General features: G+C 33.5%; 25 protein-coding genes. 10 read left to right on the forward strand and 15 right to left on the reverse strand.

What is annotated here, in order from left to right; translation table 11 throughout:
- Positions 1-156: 156 nt before the first annotated feature.
- From J0383_RS07045 to J0383_RS07070, 6 genes are all read right to left on the reverse strand, one after another.
- The gene (locus J0383_RS07045) at positions 157-591 is read right to left on the reverse strand and encodes a VOC family protein (RefSeq protein WP_207297710.1); all 435 of its coding nucleotides are present in this window, start codon (positions 589-591) and stop codon (positions 157-159) included.
- A gap of 54 nt (positions 592-645) precedes the next feature.
- Positions 646-1,086: an SRPBCC family protein gene (locus J0383_RS07050; RefSeq protein ID WP_207297711.1), complete on the reverse strand. Its 441-nt coding sequence runs from the start codon at positions 1,084-1,086 to the stop codon at positions 646-648.
- A gap of 2 nt (positions 1,087-1,088) precedes the next feature.
- Positions 1,089-1,496, reverse strand: coding sequence for a VOC family protein (locus J0383_RS07055; RefSeq protein ID WP_207297712.1), 408 nt, complete (start codon positions 1,494-1,496; stop codon positions 1,089-1,091).
- A 113-nt stretch (positions 1,497-1,609) separates the two neighbouring features.
- The gene (locus J0383_RS07060) at positions 1,610-2,014 is read right to left on the reverse strand and encodes an SRPBCC family protein (RefSeq protein WP_207297713.1); all 405 of its coding nucleotides are present in this window, start codon (positions 2,012-2,014) and stop codon (positions 1,610-1,612) included.
- A 29-nt stretch (positions 2,015-2,043) separates the two neighbouring features.
- Positions 2,044-2,448, reverse strand: a complete 405-nt coding sequence (locus J0383_RS07065; protein WP_207297714.1) for an SRPBCC domain-containing protein — start codon at positions 2,446-2,448, stop codon at positions 2,044-2,046.
- A gap of 3 nt (positions 2,449-2,451) precedes the next feature.
- On the reverse strand, positions 2,452-2,862 hold the full coding sequence (locus J0383_RS07070) for a VOC family protein (protein ID WP_207297715.1): 411 nt from the start codon (positions 2,860-2,862) through the stop codon (positions 2,452-2,454).
- A gap of 143 nt (positions 2,863-3,005) precedes the next feature.
- Here J0383_RS07070 and J0383_RS07075 point away from each other — a divergent pair, with 143 nt between their 5' ends.
- A complete protein-coding gene (locus tag J0383_RS07075) occupies positions 3,006-3,971 on the forward strand; it encodes a GlxA family transcriptional regulator (protein ID WP_207297716.1) in 966 nt (321 codons plus the stop codon).
- A 110-nt stretch (positions 3,972-4,081) separates the two neighbouring features.
- Here J0383_RS07075 and clpX read toward each other — a convergent pair whose 3' ends face one another.
- The 6 genes from clpX to J0383_RS07105 all read right to left on the reverse strand — a co-directional run bounded on the left by clpX (position 4,082) and on the right by J0383_RS07105 (position 9,777).
- Complete coding sequence (clpX, locus tag J0383_RS07080) at positions 4,082-5,314, reverse strand: ATP-dependent Clp protease ATP-binding subunit ClpX (RefSeq protein ID WP_207297717.1); 1,233 nt, start codon at positions 5,312-5,314, stop codon at positions 4,082-4,084.
- A gap of 171 nt (positions 5,315-5,485) precedes the next feature.
- Entirely contained in the window at positions 5,486-6,160 is a 675-nt protein-coding gene (gene clpP / locus J0383_RS07085; RefSeq protein WP_207297718.1) for an ATP-dependent Clp endopeptidase proteolytic subunit ClpP, read from the reverse strand.
- 198 nt (positions 6,161-6,358) lie between these two features.
- Complete coding sequence (locus J0383_RS07090; RefSeq protein WP_207297719.1) at positions 6,359-7,681, reverse strand: trigger factor; 1,323 nt, start codon at positions 7,679-7,681, stop codon at positions 6,359-6,361.
- A gap of 115 nt (positions 7,682-7,796) precedes the next feature.
- On the reverse strand, positions 7,797-8,141 hold the full coding sequence (locus J0383_RS07095; RefSeq protein ID WP_207297720.1) for a phage holin family protein: 345 nt from the start codon (positions 8,139-8,141) through the stop codon (positions 7,797-7,799).
- 131 nt (positions 8,142-8,272) lie between these two features.
- On the reverse strand, positions 8,273-9,037 hold the full coding sequence (locus J0383_RS07100) for an alpha/beta fold hydrolase (RefSeq protein WP_207297721.1): 765 nt from the start codon (positions 9,035-9,037) through the stop codon (positions 8,273-8,275).
- Positions 9,038-9,063: 26 nt separating this feature from the next.
- On the reverse strand, positions 9,064-9,777 hold the full coding sequence (locus J0383_RS07105) for a pyridoxine 5'-phosphate synthase (protein WP_207297722.1): 714 nt from the start codon (positions 9,775-9,777) through the stop codon (positions 9,064-9,066).
- Between the two features lie 116 nt (positions 9,778-9,893).
- Between J0383_RS07105 and J0383_RS07110 the strand changes: the two genes are divergently transcribed.
- The 7 genes from J0383_RS07110 (at position 9,894) to J0383_RS07140 (ending at position 17,459) form a co-directional block, all read left to right on the forward strand.
- The gene (locus J0383_RS07110) at positions 9,894-10,553 is read left to right on the forward strand and encodes a CBS domain-containing protein (RefSeq protein ID WP_207297723.1); all 660 of its coding nucleotides are present in this window, start codon (positions 9,894-9,896) and stop codon (positions 10,551-10,553) included.
- Between the two features lie 98 nt (positions 10,554-10,651).
- Positions 10,652-11,536, forward strand: a complete 885-nt coding sequence (locus J0383_RS07115) for an NAD kinase (protein WP_207297724.1) — start codon at positions 10,652-10,654, stop codon at positions 11,534-11,536.
- Between the two features lie 173 nt (positions 11,537-11,709).
- Positions 11,710-12,399 (forward strand): type IX secretion system protein PorG, encoded by a 690-nt coding sequence (gene porG, locus J0383_RS07120; RefSeq protein ID WP_207297725.1) that lies wholly within the window; start codon positions 11,710-11,712, stop codon positions 12,397-12,399.
- Positions 12,400-12,404: 5 nt separating this feature from the next.
- Positions 12,405-13,145 (forward strand): isoprenyl transferase, encoded by a 741-nt coding sequence (locus J0383_RS07125; RefSeq protein WP_207297726.1) that lies wholly within the window; start codon positions 12,405-12,407, stop codon positions 13,143-13,145.
- Positions 13,078-15,855 carry a BamA/OMP85 family outer membrane protein gene (locus J0383_RS07130; protein ID WP_207297727.1) on the forward strand — a complete coding sequence of 926 codons (2,778 nt, stop codon included), beginning with the start codon at positions 13,078-13,080 and terminating at the stop codon, positions 15,853-15,855. The genes J0383_RS07125 and J0383_RS07130 overlap by 68 nt, the downstream gene beginning before the upstream one ends.
- A 42-nt stretch (positions 15,856-15,897) precedes the next feature.
- Positions 15,898-16,941, forward strand: a complete 1,044-nt coding sequence (locus tag J0383_RS07135) for an OmpH family outer membrane protein (protein ID WP_207297728.1) — start codon at positions 15,898-15,900, stop codon at positions 16,939-16,941.
- Between the two features lie 14 nt (positions 16,942-16,955).
- Entirely contained in the window at positions 16,956-17,459 is a 504-nt protein-coding gene (locus J0383_RS07140; protein ID WP_207297729.1) for an OmpH family outer membrane protein, read from the forward strand.
- A 124-nt stretch (positions 17,460-17,583) separates the two neighbouring features.
- Here the strand turns inward: J0383_RS07140 and J0383_RS07145 are convergent, their stop codons facing one another.
- A complete protein-coding gene (locus tag J0383_RS07145) occupies positions 17,584-17,787 on the reverse strand; it encodes a hypothetical protein (RefSeq protein WP_207297730.1) in 204 nt (67 codons plus the stop codon).
- 85 nt (positions 17,788-17,872) lie between these two features.
- Here J0383_RS07145 and murI point away from each other — a divergent pair, with 85 nt between their 5' ends.
- Positions 17,873-18,649, forward strand: a complete 777-nt coding sequence (gene murI, locus J0383_RS07150) for a glutamate racemase (RefSeq protein WP_207297731.1) — start codon at positions 17,873-17,875, stop codon at positions 18,647-18,649.
- A 5-nt stretch (positions 18,650-18,654) separates the two neighbouring features.
- Here murI and J0383_RS07155 read toward each other — a convergent pair whose 3' ends face one another.
- Both J0383_RS07155 and J0383_RS07160 read right to left on the reverse strand, forming a co-directional pair.
- A complete protein-coding gene (locus tag J0383_RS07155) occupies positions 18,655-19,893 on the reverse strand; it encodes an aromatic hydrocarbon degradation protein (protein ID WP_207297732.1) in 1,239 nt (412 codons plus the stop codon).
- Entirely contained in the window at positions 19,894-21,222 is a 1,329-nt protein-coding gene (locus J0383_RS07160; protein ID WP_207297733.1) for a DUF4270 family protein, read from the reverse strand. It lies immediately after the preceding gene.
- A 231-nt stretch (positions 21,223-21,453) separates the two neighbouring features.
- Here J0383_RS07160 and J0383_RS07165 point away from each other — a divergent pair, with 231 nt between their 5' ends.
- Positions 21,454-22,293: a DUF6268 family outer membrane beta-barrel protein gene (locus J0383_RS07165; protein ID WP_207297734.1), complete on the forward strand. Its 840-nt coding sequence runs from the start codon at positions 21,454-21,456 to the stop codon at positions 22,291-22,293.
- Position 22,294 lies beyond the last annotated feature (1 nt).

Here is a 22,294-nt window from a genome sequence, read left to right on the forward strand (position 1 = left end):
GTATCGTATTGATTTTGAAAGCGACAAAAATCGGCAATCTCTTGGTTATAAAAAAGAATAATCCTTGTTTTTTTGCAAAGAAAAAGCGCATATTCATGCGCTTTTTCAAGTAATTTAACAATTCTGTTTTATTATTAAAATAACGTAACTTTTTAGTTATTTATTTCCTTCATTTTCATCGAAATTTACCATCCAGTTAACGCCGAATTTGTCTTTGAACATTCCAAAATAGGCTCCCCAAAATGTTTTATTCATTGGCATTTCCACTTTTCCTCCAGCTGAAAGTCCATTAAAAATGCGATCTGCTTCTTCAGTGCTTTCTGTATTGATAGAAATGGAGAAGTTATCGCCAAAACCTACATCTCCATATCTTGGATGTGAATCGCTTCCCATTAAAATGGTATTTCCAATTGGAAGTGATACGTGCATGATTCGATTCAATGCTTCTTCAGAAAGTACTTCTCCTTCTTCTGCTGGAGCATCTTTATATTTTCCAATATATGGAAATTCGCCGCCAAAAACTGATTTATAAAATAGAAACGCCTCTTCGCACGTTCCATTAAAGATTAAGTATGGGTTTATTGCTGCCATGATATTTTTTTAATTGTTAATTGTAAATTATGAATTGTGAATGCTAAAATTCGTCTAATTTTCCTCGGATAATTGCTTTACTACTTCAAGACCTTTAGGAAAGACATCTTTAAAATAATCAACAAATTTCTCGCCAGCATCGACCTTAGCTACTAAATCTGTAAATTCTCCATTTGGAATTAACCGATAAGTTTCCATTGCGCCGCTCCACTTTTTTGTTTCTTCATCAAGAGGCTGCTCCTTAAAATCTTTTATTTCACCTATATGCTTAAAAGCCATATATTCGTTTGGAATTTTCTTTTCAATAATACTATTCATTCCTTCTCCGTTTGGCGACATAAAATGTATTTTGTCACCTTCGTTCCAATCGCTTACTGTATATGAACCTTCGCAAAATACACTTGTCCATTTTTTATACGTTTCATCTTCCCATAAAACTTTCCAGACTTTGTCTGGGTTAGTTTTGATTTTTACTGTAAATTCTAATGTTTCCATAATTAAGAAAGTTTACTGAAATCCATGAATAAAACATTCCAACGATGACCGTCTAAATCGGCAAAACCAAAACCATACATCCAGCCCTGACTTTCGGCAGGCTGAGCAAAAAGAGTTCCACCGGCTTCTTCAACTTTTTTGGCCAGTTCATCTACTTCTTCTTTGCTCTCGGCATCAATAGAAATCAATATTTCTGAACTTGATTTTGTATCAGTAATAGCATTTTGAGAAAAACCAGAAAAAAGAATTTCCTCAAAGAGCATTACTACAAAATGATTTTCTCCAACAACCATACAGGTCGAATTTGGTGTGTCGTGCTGTTCATTGAATGAGAAACCTATTTTCCAGAAAAAATCTTTTGCTCTTGCCACGTTTTTGACTGGCAGATTTAACCAAATTTGTTTTGTCATTGTTTTTTGTTTTTTTTTGTTAGATAATTATTTTTTTTTTAAACCATATAGTAATGTAAGTTATTTTGAGTTTATTTATAACCTTTAAGCCTTGTGAATCTATACTTTGAACGTTAATTTGCTTCAATATAATTTTTAAAATTATCCAAAATAGCCTGCCATCCGGCACGCTGCATTTCTTCTGAATTTTGTGTTTCAGGTTCGAAACTTTCAATAATTTCAACACCTTCCGGAGTCTGCGTAAACGTAATTTCAACTTTTCGGCCATCCCCCATCACATACGAAAGTGCTTCATTTGGTTTAACTAAAGTAAATTCACCTTCAAAATGGAAACTCATACTGCCGTCTTTCGCTGCCATTGTCGATTTAAATTTTCCGCCTTCTCTTAAATCGGCTTCAGCATAAGGCGTGTGCCAGTCTGGCGAAGCAAAACTCCATTTTGTAATGTGTTCAGGAGTATTCCAGAAATTCCAAACTTTATCAAGCGATGCGTTAACAGTGTTTTTTATTGTTATCATAATGCATTATATTTTAGATTTTTATTGTTTTAAATACTTTCAACGTATTTTTTAAAGTTATCAATTACGTTTTGACACCATTGTTTCTGCATACTTTCAGAATCTTCTTTTGTAGGTTCAAATACTTCTGTAAGTTTGACTTTGCTGCCAATTTCTTCAAAATAAATAGCTCCTGTTCTGTTATCCAATAGCTTATATTCTATCAATCGAAATTTTTCTAGTTTCGTATATATCCCTTCAAAATCAAATCCTTCACTTTTATCCTTTGTGCCCATTTCATATTTAAATTTACCATTTACCTGCAAATCATTTTCGGCGTAAGGCGTATACCATTCTTCAAAAGCATAATTCCATTTTTGAATATGTTCAGGAGACGTCCACAAATTCCAGACTTTCTCTATTGATGAATCGATTGTATTTTGAACTTTAATCATACCTTACATTTGATTCGGAATCTGGCTTTCATCCATAAAGAAAACTTCCCAATGATGTCCGTCTACATCCAGAAAAGTTCTTTGGTACATCCATCCATAATCTTTTGCAGGAATATAATCTGTTCCGCCGGCTTTAACCGCTTTTTCCAGCATTTCATCTACTTTTTCGCGAGAATCCAATGAAATCGAAATAAGCACTTCGCTCGCTTTAGCGGCATCACAAATTTGCTTCTTGGTAAAAGTTAAATAAAACTCTTCAACCAAAATCATTACATTGATATTTTCACTAATAACGATACAAGCTCCTTGTTCATTTGTAAATTTTGGATTGGTTGGAAAACCAAGATCATTAAAAAAGGATATCGCTCGATTTAAATCTTTTACGGGAAGATTTAAGAAAATTTTTGTGTCCATATTATATAAAATTACAAATTATTTATAGCAAATTTAAAATATTAAGAATTGTCTGATGTGCTAATAAAAGTCAACTTTAGGGGCATTTAAGACAATTTTACCTACTTTTGTGTTTGAAGTTAATTTCCAAAAAACCACAAATTATGAGCACTAAGTTAGGATTAATCATACCTCACGACTATAAATTACTGAGTGTTGCCGCCATTTTAGAAGTATTTGAAACAGCTAATAAATTGAGTTCTAAAGCCGAAAAAACATTTGATATCATGATTTTTCAGCTAACTGAACAAATTACTCAGGAAACTTCTTTTGGTTATAAATCCAACGCAATTGAAGATTCTGATATTGCCTTAGATCTTATTTTGATTCCAGCTTTTACTACAGATAATATGAGCGAAATGATTGCTAAGAATAAAAAATTTATTCCGTGGCTGAAGAAACAACATCAAAATGGCGCCGAACTGGCCAGTTTTTGTACAGGAGCTTTTTTATTTGCTGCATCAGGATTATTAAATGAAAAACTGGCAACCACTCATGTTGATGCTTGCAGTGCTTTTACGAAAGCTTTTCCTCTTGTGAAGTTAAAACCTGAAGAAACATTAACTGCTGATGGAAGTTTATATACGAGCGGAGGTTCGACTTCAACTTTTCATTTACTAATTTTATTGGTTCAAAAATATTGTGGTAATGAAATTGCCGTGCAGATTGCGAAGATTTTTTCAATTGATTTAAATCGTTATAAACAGAGTTATTTCAGTACTTTTAGACCGAATCATTTGCACAATGATACTTTGGTGGCAATGCTGCAGCAAAAAATCGAAAGCCAATATCATTCTATAGAGAAATTGGAAGAAATCACAAAAGATATTCCAACCAGCACTCGAAACATGACTCGCCGATTTAAACAAGTTACGGGAATTCCGCCCATTGAATATCTGCAAAATATTCGAGTTGAAAGTTCTAAGAAATATTTGGAACAAACCCAGCTTTCTATTTCAGAAATTATCGAAAAAACGGGTTACAACGATCCAAAAGCTTTTAGAAAAGTGTTTTATAAAATGGTTGGTATGAAGCCTATTGAGTATCGAGAGAAGTTTAGGGTTCAATAGTAAAATTCATTTTTGTATAGATGACAGCAAGCAGTGCGTCTTTACTATAAAAAATGCATAAAAAAACCTGTTCGAAATGAACAGGTTTTAGAGCAATATCTTTTAAAAAATTAAGAAGCAATTTCCATACGCTTCAAAAGATTTTTACTTAAAGTATGTTCTGCATAATCTTTATCGATTGACAGTACTTTGTCATCAGAACTTGGCAGTTCGTACATAGCGTCTGTTAAGATGGCTTCACATAACGAACGTAATCCACGAGCTCCTAATTTGTATTCTAAAGCTTTATCGACAATAAAATCCAAAGCTTCATCAGTAATGCTAAATTCAACCTCATCCATTAAGAATAATTTTTGGTATTGTTTTACCAATGCATTTTTAGGTTGTGTTAGAATAGCACGAAGCGTTTCTTTATCTAAAGGATCCATGTGGGTTAATACCGGAAGACGACCAATAATTTCAGGGATCAAACCAAAGTCTTTGATATCTTTAGGAACAATATATTGCAATAAATTATTTTTGTCAATATTATCTACATTTTTAGAAGTTGAATACCCTACTGCCTGACGGTTTAAACGTTTAGAAATAATACGTTCTACTCCATCAAAAGCTCCTCCTGCAATAAACAGGATGTTTTGTGTGTTAACTTCAACAAACTTCTGGTCTGGGTGTTTACGTCCGCCTTTTGGAGGTACGTTTACCACAGTTCCTTCTAATAATTTAAGAAGTGCCTGCTGTACTCCTTCACCAGAAACGTCACGTGTAATTGATGGATTATCGCTCTTACGGGCAATTTTATCAATTTCATCAATAAATACGATTCCTCTTTCAGCTTTGGTTACATCGTAATCTGCTGCTTGTAATAAACGGGTTAGGATGCTTTCTACATCTTCTCCCACGTAACCTGCTTCTGTTAATACAGTTGCATCAACAATAGCCAAAGGAACGTCTAACATTTTAGCGATTGTTTTCGCAACCAATGTTTTTCCTGTTCCGGTCTGACCAACCATAATGATGTTGCTTTTTTCAATTTCTACTTCATCATCTAATTGCTGCTGCATTAAACGTTTGTAGTGATTGTAAACCGCAACTGACATTACTTTTTTGGTCTGGTCTTGACCAATAACGTATTGATCCAAGAAAGATCTGATTTCTTTTGGTTTCTTTAAAATTAAATCACCAACCAATTTCGCACTTCCGCTGGACTTTAATTCTTCTAGTACAATTCCGTGCGCCTGCTCAATACACTTATCACAGATATGTGCATTAATGCCGGCAATTAATAAATTAGTTTCTGGCTTTTTTCTTCCACAAAACGAACATTCTAATACTACTTTTGCCATTCTTTATTTAAGTTACTAAGCTGCAAAGATACTAAGTTTCTAAGCTTTTCTAAACTAAAACTTTAAAACTTAACTCTTTACAGCTTAATATTTTTTATTTTTTTGTTTCAAGTTTCAGGTTTCAAGTTAATTAAACAACTTTAAATCTGAAACAAACTTTATGTTTAAGAATTATCCTCTTCTTAATACTTCATCGATCATACCATATTCTTTTGCTTCATCAGCAATCATCCAGTAGTCACGCTCACTGTCTTTATGAACTCTTTCGAAAGATTGTCCTGAATGCTGAGAAATAATATGGTACAATTCGTCTTTTAGTTTCAACATTTCACGTAGGTTGATTTCCATATCTGTAGCAACACCTTGTGCTCCTCCTGATGGCTGGTGAATCATTACACGTGAATGTGGTAATGCAGAACGTTTTCCTGCTGCTCCTGCACATAATAATACTGCTCCCATAGAAGCTGCCATTCCTGTACAGATTGTCGCTACGTCTGGTTTGATGAATTGCATGGTATCATAAATTCCTAAACCTGCATAAACGCTTCCTCCTGGAGAGTTTAAATAAATCTGGATATCTTTTGATGCATCTGCACTTTCTAAGAATAATAACTGCGCTTGTACAACATTTGCAATCTGGTCATCGATACCAGTTCCTAAAAAAATGATTCTGTCCATCATTAATCTTGAGAAAACGTCAAGGATAGAAACATTTAACTGGCGTTCTTCAATAATATTTGGAGTTAAATTCGTCGGCGTCATAGCGCTGATGATTTTGTCATAATACATGGCATTTACTCCGTGGTGCTTTGTAGCATAATTTTTAAATTCTTTACCGTAGTTCATATGTATTTGTTTTACGTTTTATTGGTGTATAATTTTTTATCTCCACAAAGGTCATACCTTTTTATGAAGAGTGTCATTATGTCTTATTTTAAGGCTCAAAGTTTTTAAAACTTTGGAATATTACATTCTACAAAAATTTAAACAAAAAAAGCGTCGGCAGAAAACTGCCGACGCTCAAATATAATTATTTTTCAGAAATTATTCTCCGTAAGAAGCAGCAATAAATTCATCGTAAGTAACCTCTTTTGTTGTTGGGTTTGCTTTTTCTTTGAAGATATCTAATAATTTAGCTGCTACAACTTGCTCAGAAAGTCTTTTTACTTCATCTTGGTTAGATAATACTCTAGCCACAATTCCTTGAACTTCTTCGTCAGTTGGATTTGTTTGACCAAATTGAGCCATTTGTTGTCTGATAGCGTTTGATGTAAACTCTTTCAAATCTTCAAATGTAATTTGGATATTGCTTTGAGCTAAAGCTTTTCCTTCGATTAATTGGAAACGTAGACCTTTTTCAGATCTTGCGTATTCAACTTCAGCTTCTTCTGCTGTTAATTTTTTCTCACCAACAGTTTGTAACCATTTTTTTAAGAATTCAGCTGGTAAATCGAATTTTGTATTTTCGATTAAGAAATCTTGAACATCTAATAATAATTTTTGGTCAGCTTGCTGTGCAAATTGAGCTTCAGCATCTTCTTTAATTTTAGCTTTTAAATCTTCTAAAGAAGCTACTTTTCCTTCACCAAAAAGTTTGTCGAATAACTCTTGATTTAATTCAGCTGGTTCAGAACCGTTAATTGCTTCGATAGTAAAGTTTACTTCAACATCTAAACCGTGAACGCCTTCGTGACCTACTTTTAAGTAATCCATTAATTGGTGATCGTCATTAAATAAACCTTTTGTACTTACTGTAACCACATCTCCAACTTTTTTACCTACAAATTGTTTTCCAGCTTTTTTACTGAAAGCTCCAACTGAAATTGTAGTAGTATTGTTGATTCCGTTTGCTTCGCTTGAGAAAGTTCCAGTTAAGTCAGAGTTTGCATCAGATACTTCTTGAGGAATAGCTTTTCCAAATTGTTTTTGAATACGCTCAACTTGTCCGTCGATTAATTTATCATCAGCCGTAACGATATATTTTACGATATTGTTTTTTGCTTCTAAATCAATTTCGAAGTTTGGCACTAAACCAATTTCATATTCAAAAGTTAATTCTTCGGCATCCCAGTTAAAATCTTCATTTACTTTTGGAAGCGGAGTTCCTAAAAGATTTAATCTTTCAGATTGAATATAACGCTCTAAAGCCAAATCAACTACTTTTTTGATCTCTTCTTGCTTAATAGCTTTTCCGTATTGTTTTTCAACAAGATCTTTAGGCACTTGCCCTTTTCTAAATCCTTTTACTTGCGCCAAAGGCATTTTTTCGTTAATTCTTTTTGCTACTTGACCTTTATAATCCATATGAACAACGTTCATAACAATCGTCTCGTTTACAGCGTCTATTGCTACTCTTTTAATATCCATCTTCTTCTTTAATTTACATAATAAAATTGGGTTGCAAAATTATAAAATTTTTGCAACCCAGCCAAGTTTTTAATTTATTGTATTTGAAGCAGTTTTAATCTGCTTTCAAATTTAATTATTTATCGTCTCCTAATATTTTATAGGTAATAGACTGCAGTATAGATAAAATAATACTGAATATTAATGCTGTCCAGAACGAATCGACTGCAAAACCGCCCACAATGTTTGTACACAATAAAATAATCACAGCGTTAATGATGAGTAAAAACAACCCAAGTGTTATAACTGTTACGGGAAGTGTTAATACGACCAGAATAGGTTTTATAAAAACATTCAGTAATCCTAAAACTACTGCAACAATTACAGCTGTACCAAAACTTGCAACGTGAACCCCCGTTAGCAGATTGGACAATAACAAAACCAAAGCGGCAGTAACAAGAAGTCTAAGTAATAATTTCATAGTTTCTCAGGGTTTAAATTTATTTAAAAGTACTTTTTTTTTACCACAGATTACAAGATTAACACCCATTAAAATTTAAACATTTAAAAAAATCGCATTAAACTTTATAATCAGAGCTATAAAATTTATTATTACTCTTTTAAAAATGCCGCTGTTAGTTCAAAAAACATTTTAGGATTTTCGGCATGAAGCCAATGTCCTGCATTTGGAATGGTCTCTAACTGTAATTTTGGAAAGTGCTGGCGAATTGCATCAACATCGGCATCTTGAATGTATCCTGAGTTTCCTCCTCTTATAAATAATGTTGGTTTATCAAACACTAATCCATCTGCTAAAGGTTTTCCAATTGCATCAAGATTATTATTAAAAGCTTTCAGATTAAATCTAAACGCCAATTGTCCCGGTTCTTTCCAATATAGATTTTTCAACAGAAACTGACGTGTTCCAAAATCAGAAACATATTGCGATACGATTTCTTCTACGTCATTTCGGCTTGGTTTTACCGAAAAGTCAACTGCATTTAATCCCGCCAAAATATCCTGATGATGTTGTTTGTAGAATTTCGGACCAATATCTGCCACAATTAATTTATCGACAATTTCAGGATGCGTTGTCGCAAAAAGCATGGCCACTTTTCCACCCATTGAATGCCCAAGAATATCAACTCGGGTTAAATTATTAGCTTGGCAGTATTCAAACACATCTTGAACCATTGCTTCGTAACTCCATTCATCTGAATGAAAACTGCGTCCGTGGTTTCTTAAATCTAAAATATGAACTTGAAATCCGGCTTCTACATATTGTCCGGCAAGCGTTTTCCAGTTATCTGACATTCCCAGAAACCCATGCATGATTATAAATGGTTTTCCTTCGCCTTCTATTTTTGAGTAAAGCATATTTTTTTGTTTTTTACTTTAAAGAATTACTTTAATTTATTAAGATACATATTTACCGTATTATCCAAACCAAGATAAAGCGCTTCTGAAATTAAAGCATGGCCGATAGAAACTTCTAATAACCCTGGAATATTATCTTTAAAAAATTTGATATTATCTAAACTCAAATCATGTCCTGCATTGATTCCCAAACCTAATTCGTTTGCCAATTTAGCTGCTTCGACATACGGATCAATTCCTCTTTCGTTTCCTAAACTATATTGATGTGCAAAAGATTCTGTATACAATTCGATTCTATCTGTTCCTGTTTTTTTAGCACCTTCGATCATTTCTAGAATCGGATCAACAAAAATTGAAGTTCTGATTCCGTTTTTTTGAAATTCCTGAATTACTTCGGTTAAGTATTCTTGATTTTTAATGGTATCCCAGCCCGCAGAAGAAGTAATGGCACCAATGGCATCTGGAACCAATGTAACTTGATCTGGTTTACATTCTAAAACCAAATCAATAAAATTATGCTGCGGATTTCCTTCAATATTATATTCAGTTGTTACAATTGCTTTTAAATCACGTGCATCCTGATAGCGGATATGACGCTCGTCTGGGCGTGGGTGAATCGTGATTCCTTGCCCGCCAAATCGCTGAATATCGACAGCTACTTTTAATAAATCAGGTACATTTCCGCCTCGGGCATTTCGAAGCGTTGCAATTTTATTGATATTTACACTTAACTTTGTCATATAAATAGATAATTAATTCTAGTAACACTATATTTGTTACAGCAAAAATACAAAGTAAAACAGAGCAGTTTTTGGTATTTTTTGATTATTTTGCATCAAATATCTTCAATTGATTTATGACAGAAATTACAAACTATATCACAAATGATTTCAGAGCGATTGATAGTCAGGAAACGATAGCCTCGATTCAAGACTTTTTTATCGATGTAAATTTTTCTCATTTCCCTATTTTAGAAGACGGGGTTTTCATTGGAAGTATCTCTTCTGATGATATCGACACTTTTGACAGTGACAAAAAAGCGATTGATTACAAATATACTTTAGAACGTTTTTTTGCCAGAAAATCAATGATCTGGCTGGATGTTTTAGAAATCTTCGCCAAAAATCACACAAACGTAATCCCTATTCTTGACGAAAATAATACCTACATAGGGTATTATGAAATGGAAGACATCATGAATTTCTTTCAGGAAACGCCATTTTTAAAAGAACAAGGCGGTATTATTATCGTTCAAAAAGGTCTTTTGGATTATTCAATGAGTGAAATTACACAGATTGTAGAGAGCAATAATGGAAAAGTGTTAGGCTGTTTTATTTCTGAAGCTGATTTGGAAAATGTCCAGATTACGGTAAAAATTGGTTTGGGAGCCATCAACGAAATCATTCAAACGTTCCGACGATATGGTTACGAAATTATCTCAGAGCATCAGGAAGACACTTATATTAACAGTTTAAAAGAAAGGTCTGATTATTTAGACAAATACCTCAATATATAAATTATGAATGTGCCAATGAGAAAATTAGTTAATTAGATAATTTCGCATTTCCCAATTATCTAATTGACACATTGACAAATTCTCTAATTTAGCAAAGAATGAAAATAGCCATTTACGGACAATATTATCAAAACAGTACAGAGCCGATCATTAAAGATATTTTTTCTTTTTTCAACGCCAACAATGTTGAAATTATAATAGAAGAAAATTTTCTGAAAATGCTCTACGAAAAACAGCTTATAAAAAAAGAATATAAGACGTTTTCACCATGTACCATTTTAGATAATAGCTTTGAGATGGTAATTAGTATTGGCGGCGACGGAACAATATTAAGAGCCGCAGCTTTAGTCCGTAATTCAGGCGTTCCATTATTAGGAATTAATGCTGGAAGATTGGGATTTCTGGCCAAAGTACAAAAAGAAAACATTGATAGTTTACTTCAGTATGTAATTGATCAAAATTATACCACTTCGGAAAGAACTTTACTGGGATTGACTTCTGAACCAGATAATGAAGCTTTTAAAGAACTTAATTTTGCCATGAACGAGGTCACCGTGAGCCGTAAAGACACAACCTCGATGATTACTGTTGAAACCTATTTAAACAATGAATATTTAAATTCATATTGGGCCGACGGCCTTATTATTTCTACGCCTACTGGTTCTACTGGTTACTCTCTAAGCTGTGGCGGACCGATTTTAACTCCGGATGTAAAAAGCTTAGTAATCACTCCAATTGCACCGCATAACTTAACCGCCAGACCACTGGTTATCCCTGACGACACCGAAATTACTCTTCGTGTCACAGGACGAGAAGACCAGTATTTAGTTTCTTTAGATTCAAGGATTTCTTCTGTAAAGAATGAATCTATTCTCAAAATCAAAAAAACCGACTATAAAATTAAAATGGTTGAAATTCCAGGCGAAACTTTTTTGAAAACACTGAGAAATAAACTGCTTTGGGGAGAAGACAAAAGAAATTAAGCGCATTTATTGTTTCCTACTATACGATAATACCACATTTTCTCGTTCTGCTTGTATTGAATCATCATTAAATGTCTCTAAATCACATCATAAATTGAAAAAAAAGCACATTTAATCAAAGGAACGTTGATTCGTATCGATAATTATTATATTTGCACGCAATTTTGAATTAAATGAAGAAAATTTTTAATTTATTGTTATGTTTTTTCCCTTTTATTACACTAAATGCTCAAATAAATGAGCTTGGTGTTTTTATTGGTGGAAGCAACTTTGTTGGAGACGTTGGAAGCACAACTTACATTAATCCTCAAAAGCTTACTTTAGGCGTTTTGTATAAGTGGAATAAAAGTCCGAGACATTCTTACCGTTTATCCTACATGCAGTCAACCATTACAGGAAACGATTTAGATTCTGATGAAACAGGCAGAAGCCAAAGAGGATATCGCTTTGACAATGATGTAAAAGAATTTTCTGCAGGTTTAGAATTCAATTTTTTCGATTTCAATCTTCATGATTATCATACAAAAGTTACACCTTATATATATTCAGGTGTAAGCTTTTTTATTTATGACGGTTTATACCGTTATATTGATACCCCAAATGTCACGCATAAAATTAATTCGAATTCCTTTGCGATACCTATGACACTGGGTGTAAAATCTAATGTATTCCCTAACCTGGTTTTAGGAGCCGAAGTTGGAGCAAGATATACTTTTACAGACAATATTGACGGAAGTAATCCCAGCACCAGCAATACAAGCATCAAAAAATTTGGAAATTTAAACAATAATGACTGGTATGTCTTTTCAGGTATTACAGTAACGTATACCTTTGGACAAAAACCCTGCTATTGCGCACAATAATAAAAATGAATTTAATAGACTCGATAGACCACTCAAACTTACCTAAACATCTGGCCATAATTATGGACGGAAATGGACGATGGGCCAAACAACAAGGCTTTTTAAGAGCCTTTGGACATGAAAACGGAACAAAATCTGTAAAAAAAACAATCACAACTTGTGCTAAATTAGGTATTGAGTACCTAACTCTTTACGCTTTTTCAACAGAGAACTGGAACCGCCCTAAAATGGAAGTCGAGGCCTTAATGAAAATCTTAATCAATTCCTTAAAAAAAGAACTGGTAACCTTGCAGGAAAACAATATCAGACTCAATGCAATTGGGAATCTTGACAAATTACCAAAAAACGCGCAAAAGGAACTTTTAGACGTAATTGACAAAACTAAAAACAATACCAGACTTACGTTAACTCTCGCTTTAAGCTACGGATCAAGAGAGGAATTAGTAAATGCTGTCAGACAGATTAGTGATAAAGTTAAAAATAATATAATTTCAATAGACACTATTGACGATTCAATTATAAATGAGCATCTTTACACGCAAAATTTACCTGACGTAGATTTATTAATACGAACAAGTGGAGAACATAGAATAAGTAATTTTCTGCTGTGGCAAATCGCCTATGCTGAATTGTATTTTACGAATGTCTTGTGGCCAGACTTTAAAGACGAAGATTTATATGAGGCTATTATTAGTTATCAAAAAAGAGAACGTAGATTTGGAAAAACCAGTGAACAAATTAAATAAACTTTTAGTGTTACAAAAAAGAATACCGCAAATAATCTGTACCCTATTATTATTGGGTAGTTTTTCACAAGTTAAAGCTCAGGAAAGAGTTCCTTTTGATCAAGGAAAAAGATACATTCTGGCTAAAGTTTCTGTTGTTGGTAAAATAAGCTTCAATGAACAAACTGTCGTTACCTTTTCTGGTCTTCAAAAAGGACAGGAAATAACCGTTCCGGGCGAAGAAATCAGTGGTGCAATTAAAAAATTAGGAAAGCTTGGTCTTTTCGACGAGATTGCTTTCTATATAAATAAGGTAGAAAATGATAGTATTTATTTAGATTTAAATATTGTCGAACTTCCAAAATTAAACGACGTTAAAATAACGGGCGTTAAGAAGAGTAAAATCGAAGGACTTATTAAGGATAACAACCTGACTAAAAACAAAATTGTCAACGAAAACTTAATTACAACGACTAAAAATTACATCGAAAACAAATATAAAAAAGACGGTTTTTACAATACCAAAGTAACTATTACAACCACTCCTGACAGCACATCTGGGCATCAGGTAAACATGCTTGTACGAGTTGATAAAGGCGATAAAGTAAAAATCAGTAAAATTGACTTTACAGGAAACGAACAACTCAGCGACAGTCAGTTAAGATCTGCCATGAAAGACACGAAGCAGAAAAATATTTTACGTGTATTTAAATCTTCTAAATTCATTCCAGAAAAGTATAAAACTGACTTAGAAAAAGTTATCGCAGCTTATAAAGAAAAAGGATATCGCGATGCACGTATCATCTATGACTCTGTTACTTACAACAAACAGAAGAACATGCTTGCTATTAAAATTAATGTAGAAGAAGGAAACAAATACTACTTTGGAAATATTAAATTTTTAGGAAATACAGTATATTCAGACCAACAGTTAAACCGTTATTTAGGAATCAAAAAAGGAGAAACTTATAATGGCGTTTTACTTGAAAAAAGAATCGCTGATAACTCAAAACCTGATGGTGAAGACATCACGAACTTATACCAAAACAACGGTTATTTATTCTCTAAAATTAACGCTGTAGAGGTAAAAACGGTAAACGATACAATCGATTTTGAAATTAGAATCACAGAAGGTCCTATTGCCTATTTCAACAAAATCTATGTTACTGGAAACGACAAAACAAATGACCATGTAATTTACCGTGAGTTAAGAACTAAACCAGGAAACAAATACAGTAAAGAAGAATTAGTAAGAACTATTCGTGAGATTGGACAATTAGGTTTCTTCGATCCTGAATCTATTAAACCTGAGTTTAGAAACGTTGATCCTGCTGCAGGAACAGTTGACATTGAATATCAATTAGTAGAAAAAGGATCAAGCCAAGTTGAGTTACAAGGTGGTTACGGCGGTGGAGGTTTCATCGGTACGTTGGGACTTTCTTTCAACAACTTTTCGGCAAGAAAATTATTTGATAAAGAAGCCTATAAACCGCTTCCGATGGGAGATGGACAAAAAGTAGCACTTCGTTTACAAGGAAGTACATATTTCCAAACCTACAGTTTATCATTCTCAGAACCATGGTTTGGAGGCAAAAAACCAGTACAATTTAGTTCTTCAATATCATATAGCAAACAATTTAACAACAATTATATTACAAGAACTGTTGATAGAAGCCAAAGTTTTAATATTTTTACAGTCCAAGTTGGTTTAGCAAAACGTTTAACTGTACCTGATGATTATTTCGTTCTTTCACAATCTGTTAGTTATCAGCATTATGATTTGAATAATTATTACACAGGATTGTTTACCTTTGGTAATGGAGCTTCACGAAACCTTGCGTATACAATAGGAATTTCAAGAAGTAATAAAGGGGTTAACCCAATATTCCCAACTTATGGTTCGGAGTTCAGTTTATCAGCAAAAGTAACACCTCCGTACTCTTTATTTAATGGTATTAATTATGGTGATTTACAAAATCAGAAAGAATACAAAACACAATATACAGGTACAACAACCACTACAGGTGCAGATGGTCAGGCTATAAATCCTGGTGATTATACAAAAACTGAAACCATCAACGGAACATCTGGAACTGTAAGTGTTGGATCAGACTATAAAAGTGCTGATACTGATGTTGCAAAAGTCGATCAGAAAAAATACAATTGGTTAGAATATTATAAAGTTAAATTTAAAGCAGACTGGTATACTAAGATTTATGGTAAATTAGTTTTAAGAACCTTAACTGAATTTGGTTTCTTAGGAGCTTATGATCAATCAAGAGGAGTTGTTCCATTTGAGCGTTTCTACTTAGGAGGAGACGGTATGGCAAACTACTCTATGGATGGTCGAGAAACAATACAATTAAGAGGATATCCTAATAACTCGTTAACCCCAATTATCGAAGACAGAACTAGTTCTAGATACGGACAACAGATTGGAGCAACGATTTATAATAAATTCTCAATGGAATTACGTTATCCAATTACATTAAAGTCATCAGCATCTATATACGCCTTAACATTTTTAGAAGCAGGTTCTTCTTATCCGACATTTAGAGATTATAATCCGTTTGACTTGAATCGTTCTGCTGGTCTTGGTTTACGTGTTTTCATGCCTGCATTTGGATTATTAGGTATTGATTTTGGTTACGGTTTCGACGCATTGCCAGGATCTGTTACTAATAAAGCAAATGGCTGGGAAACTCACTTTATTATTGGACAACAATTTTAAAGAAATAACGTTTGGTTAAAAATCATCGAATAAAGTAATGTTATGAGAAAACAATTTTTATTTATATTTTTAGCCTTGATTGTAGCAAATACAAGTCAGGCACAGAGTAGAACGACTAGAATTGGCTACATTGATATGGAATACATTTTAGAGAATGTATCCGATTATAAAGAAGCTAAGTCCCAATTAGAGTTAAAAGCTCAAAAATGGAAACAGGAAATAGAGGCTAAAAAATTAAATATAAATAAACTCAAAGAAAATTTAAATACTGAAAAAGCATTACTTACCAAAGAATTAATTGAAGAAAGAGAAACTGAAATTAAATTTCTTGAAACTGAAATGCTGGATTACCAAGAAAAACAGTTTGGCGCTGATGGTAATTTAATGAGACAAAAATCTGCATTGGCAAAACCTATTCAAGATCAGGTTTTCACAGCAGTTCAAGATATAGCCGAAGCAAAAAATTACGATTTTGTTTTCGATAAGTCAGCAGACTTAACAATGCTTTTCAGCAACAAAAGATATGACATAAGCGATCAGGTTTTACGTATTTTAAACAGAACCGAAAAACGCGAACAATTGACTAAAAAACAATTGAAAGAACAGGAAGCAAAAGAAAATCGTGAAAACGAAATCGATGAAAATCCTACTTTAGCGAATCGCCAGAAAGCACTGGACGATAAAAAAGCGGCGAGAGAAAAGCTTATTGAAGACAGACGTTTAGAGCAAGAAGCGAAGAAAAAAGAATACGAAGACAGAAGAAAAGCAATTCAAGCTGAAAGAGAGGCTAAAAAAAATGGCACGGTTTCTGAACCAGCTAAAACAACCGAAACAGCTAAACCTGCGGAAACAGCAAAAACAAGTACGAGTACAACAAATACGAATACAACTGAAACCGCTAAACCCGCTGTAACAGGCGAAACCACAACAGAACCTGCAGTAAATAAAGCTGAAGAAAGACAAAAGCTTTATGAGCAGCGTAAGAAAGAATTAGAGGAAAGAAGGAAAAAAATACTCGAAGAGCGAGAAGCGGCCAAAAAAGCAAAAGAGGCCGAAACACAAAAAACAAATACGACCAATAATTAATTAATATTTTAAAAATGATGAAACAAATCAAAACTTTACTAATTGCTGCAATTCTAGTTTTAGGAGCAAGTAACACAATGAACGCACAGGCGAAGGTTGCCCATGTTGATGTTAGCGAGATTATGTCGAAAATGCCTGCGATGCTTGATGCTCAAAATCAACTGCAAAAATTAAGTGGGACATATGATGCTGAATACAAAAAAATGGTTGATGAATATCAAACTAAAATCAAAAAGTATGAGGCAGAAGCTGCAACAGTAACTGAAGCTGTTAACGGTGACCGTTCTAAAGAAGTTCAAGATATGCAAAAAAGAATTGTTGATTACAGAGACAATGCTCAAAAAGAATTGCAACAAAAAGAAACTGACATCGTAAAACCATTAATGGAAAAAGTAAGAGCTTCAATCCAAAAAATTGGAAAAGCTAAAGGTTACCAATACGTTTTAGATGGTTCTACTTTATTATTAGCTGATGGTCCAAACATCACTGCTGATGTGAAAAAAGACTTAGGTTTCTAAGAAAAACTTTAATTACATAAAAACGGCTCAAGCTTAAAAGTTTGAGCCGTTTTTTTTTAGACCATATAAACTCAAAAAAAGGGAACTGATACAAGCCCCCTCTTCTTCAATACACAAAAGTGCATTAAGTTCTTGGAGGACATTTAGTTCCTGATGGAAAACATTCCCAGATAGGCTTTCTGACTTCATCAAATCCAACGATACAAGCAATGCCATAGCATTCTGGTGCATTTCCTCCATTAATTTTTTTCATCTCTTCTTTAGTCAGCTTTTCAGATGACAATTTTTCAATAATTTTCATAGTGTTATTGTTTTTTGGGTGAAGCATAAATATAGTATTTTATTTACAATAAAATATCTTTTTATTTAAAAAACCAAATTGCAGAGAAAGTAAAAAATACTAATTTTGTAGTATGACAAACAATAATCCTATAGGCATTTTTGACTCAGGAATTGGAGGAACTTCAATCTGGAGCGAAATCCATGCACTACTTCCGCACGAAAAAACTATATATTTAGCCGACAGTAAAAATGCTCCTTACGGGCAAAGAACAAAAGATGAAATTGTTGCGCTAAGCAAAAAAAATGTCGAATTTTTACTAGAAAATAACTGTAAATTAATTGTTGTAGCGTGTAATACTGCTACCACAAATGCTATTACAGAACTTCGTAGTGATTATAACGTTCCTTTTATTGGTATTGAGCCAGCAATTAAACCTGCAGCTAATAATTCGCAGACACAAGTTATTGGGATTTTAGCAACACAAGGAACACTAAACAGTGAGCTTTTTAACAAAACGGCCGAGATGTTTCAACACACTACCATTATCGAACAGGTAGGTCACGGATTAGTGCAGTTAATTGAAGATGGAAATTTATATTCTCCTGAAATGACTCAATTATTAGAATCTTATCTACAGCCTATGATCGAAGCCAATATCGATTACCTTGTTTTAGGCTGCAGCCACTACCCTTACCTGATTCCACAAATTAAAAAAATACTTCCGGAGCATATTAAAATTATAGACTCAGGCGAAGCAGTAGCAAGACAAACACAAAATATTTTACGTGATAAAGTTGGCTTTACAGATGCTCAGCACAACGATCCTGTATTTTATGTAAATTCAAACCCAGCGGTTTTGAGCTCTATTTTAGACAACAAATATCCCGTTATAGAAAAAGAGTTTTAAACGATTTAATCGAATTTTCGTTTCACAAACCAAATTCCGTCCAAAGACAAATTAATAGACAGTTTATGATAATTCTCTTTAATCAAATTATCAGAGATACGTCCTTTTTGTCCATATGAATATGAAATATTGATTGCCGAAAAAGTATTTTCAATGGGCAGGTTCACACCAAAAGAAATCGCGGCATTGTTCACCCTTTTCCCGTCTACTTCTAAGTAACCCGTATCAAAATTAGCACCGGCCGAATATTGAACACGATCCCAATATTTCCGTATATTTTTCTTGGGATTAAAATAAGTAAATCCCAAAGCAAATCGGTCTTGATTTACAAATGTGCCATATAACTCCGATTGATTAGTATCTTTCCAAAGGCTCTTTTCGTAATCTAGAGTCATATTCAAAACATTTTTAAATCGCTTGCTTATACCAATTCCAATTTCTAGAGGCATGTAATAATCATCAACATTTGAAGATGCCTCAGATTCTAAAGAACTTACAACTTCATTAGAAATAGTTTCTACAGATTGCACTTTAGAACCTTTTATTTGTGCTGGAAGTTTGAAAGTGGTTCCTATTGTAAGTGTTGAATCGATAACATACTGCGTTCCTAAAGTCGCCCTAAAACCATTATAATCTGTCTTTTTATGAACAGTAGTAAGTGAACTTGCAATTAAAAATGAGCGATCATCAACAACATTCCCAAACAATAAAGCTGCTGATGCACCTACAGTCAATTTTTTACCAAAACGATATCCGTAAGAGAAATCGAAATTATTTAATCCTCCAGAGCCTTCTGCTGTTAAAGTATAGGTTTCCTGACTATCAGCAATAGGCAGAACAAGGTTTGAAATTTTAAAGGTTGAACTTGAGTAAGGCCTTAATGCTACACTAAAAGCCGAATTTTTAGTAACCGGAAAAGCAAATGCTAAATGCGAAAACTGAAAATTATTTCTCTTTTCGGTTCTTGATCCGCTTTCGTATGTTGTTCCGATTGCCTTCCCTCCTATGTCAAACATAAAATGATTTAGAGGCATGAAACCTAATGAAGCAGGATTTAAATTATTGATAAAACTAGTTGAAGGCAATGCAATACCTGAAGATCCAATTGAAGGTATTGAACCAAAATCTGAATCGTATACACTCCCTACTCCATACAATGAATAAGGCGAACTTGAAATACTTTGCGAAAATGAAGTCAGCGACATTAAAATGAAGCAGCTTAAAAAAACTATTTTATTTTTCATCTAATATGAGAGATAATAAATTTTGAGTTGAATTTTATTGTCCTGATGTTTTTGATCTCCTAAAACAAGTCGGTTAACCGATTTAGAAATTCCTGGCAGAGTCAAAATCAAAGAAGATCTGGAATCAGCCGAACGCAGCATTTCCTTTTGAAGAAAATTCCCTAACGGAATGGTATAACCCACATTCTCATTAAACTCGTCGCTTTTCTTGTTTAGGATTCCGAATACTGCCGCTCCTGATGAACTCTGTAGAGAACCGCTGATTCTGTTGAGATTATCTCCCACATACACCTTAAGAGAATCTGCCAGCGGGTATTTATCTGAATACGAATTATTGACGGGTTTCAGAATTAATTTAGCATCAACGATAGCTCCGTTATCCGAAATGTATTTGAGCTTTTTTATGTTCGGAAAATCGATTCTGCAGGCCACTCCGGTTCCAGACTGAATAAATCCTTGTTTGTTGGTTGCCGCACTGGAAAGTTTACTGCTGGATATGGGCAGATTTTGAATAAGTGTTCCTGTTTTATCTAGCGAAATAGAATTAAACTGTTTATCAGTATTTAAAACCGTAAAATCAAGATAATACGATTCGTCTTCGGTATCGGCTTGGTATTTTGAATAATACAAACGCACTTTGCTGGTCGAAGTACTAAACCCAATTACACTAGAAGAGTTGGAAGTGGAAGGAACAAGAACAAGTCCTTTTAGATATTCTGTAAAAGAATCAAAATTGGTAATTTCCCTGCTTTTTATTTTTTGGAAAAGAGCGGCTCCTAAAGCATCATTCATTCTAATGTTGATTGAGTCTTTCTCTGTTGGACGTGGTTTATATGAAATCGTTCCTAAACTTTCATCGCTATAAGTCAGAGTTGAATTATTGTAAAAACTATCATCATCTGTATTTGGTTTTACTTTTTGTGTAAGACGATGAATATCAAATTTCTGAACCTGCGTCGTATCTCCGTAATAATAATTATCATACTTTAAAATCATTGAAATAGAATCGAAGACAAAATTTACAGCTTCTGTATCTGAACCCGAATTGTTCAGCGCATAGGAACTGCCCGAAAGCTGGAAATAACTGTTTGATTTTACTTTCCCGAAAATAGGATCATCATAATTTCCAATTAAAATACGGCTTTGACTTGAAGTTACCAGCGAATCAAAATTGATGGTAGACATTTCGACTGTTACTGTATCGATCATAACTACTTTATTGCTTAAAGCTAAATAATCAGATCCTACAACAAATTCTCCCGCATCTGTATCTGTGCCACATGAAAACATCGTCAAAGCAAAAAACAACAGTAATAAAAACTTACGCATAACTAATTTTTTGGACAAATATAAATTGCCCTCTTCTGCACTGCATCATAACATATACTACTGCGTGTTTTTGGTCTATTAATGCTCTTAAATCATCTATGACAGTGTTACGCTCATTAATATTTCATTCGGCATTAAAAACAGCTGTTTTGTCTATCAAAACGAGCCGTATATATATATTCTTTTTTTAAGCCCAGGCGTCAGCCTACTTTTGAGCCAATAAATTAGGTAATGAAAGTAAGATTTATAATTTGTTTGTTTTTTGTAATGCTGTTTTTAAACATGAATGCACAGGAAAACTTTTCGGCCGCATTGAATTTTAAAACAGAGCCAGTCGATAAAATTGATTTTAATGAAACTAGTTTTTCATTGTTCTTCAACGAAAATCTGACTCAAAAAAGCACTATCAAAAACACATTGAATTATTCGAATCTAAATGTAAACTATGATTTAGGAGATTTTGAATCATTTCAAAACATCGACAAATTCCAAAAAATAGAAGACAAAATTGAATTCTCACAGGAAATTTCAAACTCAACAAAACTTCATTTTTCGGTTACGCCAATGTTTAGTTTCCAGCAGGATTTAGATTTTACTGATTTTACGCTTTTAGGAAGTTTTGAAATAAGCCAGCAATTAAATCCGAAAACAACTTTAAGTATTGGAGCAGCCCGAACAACAGTTTTTGGAAATCCAAAATTCCTGCCAACTGCATCCATACGCTATACGCCAAATGATAAAACGAATGTATGGATTGGTTTTCCGGAGTCCAGCATTTCTTATTCAAACAATACCAGAAATAAGTTCATGCTGAATAATAGTTTCAACGGAAGCTTTTACAATTTAGATGCTCAGAGTAATTTAAACAATACAGCAAAAGCATCTTTATCGCAAATGACTACTTCATTGGAATATGAAAGAAACGTTGATAGAAACTGGTTTTTGAATTTTAAAGCTGGATATAATTTTAATAAACAATACAAATTGACTGACAGCGATAATCATACAACTTATGATTTTAATACCGGAAATGGATATATGTTAGGAATAGGGATCAAATACAAACACTAAA

Origin of the sequence: Flavobacterium endoglycinae, assembly GCF_017352115.1 — a bacterium.
Classification (GTDB): Bacteria; Bacteroidota; Bacteroidia; order Flavobacteriales; family Flavobacteriaceae; genus Flavobacterium; species Flavobacterium endoglycinae.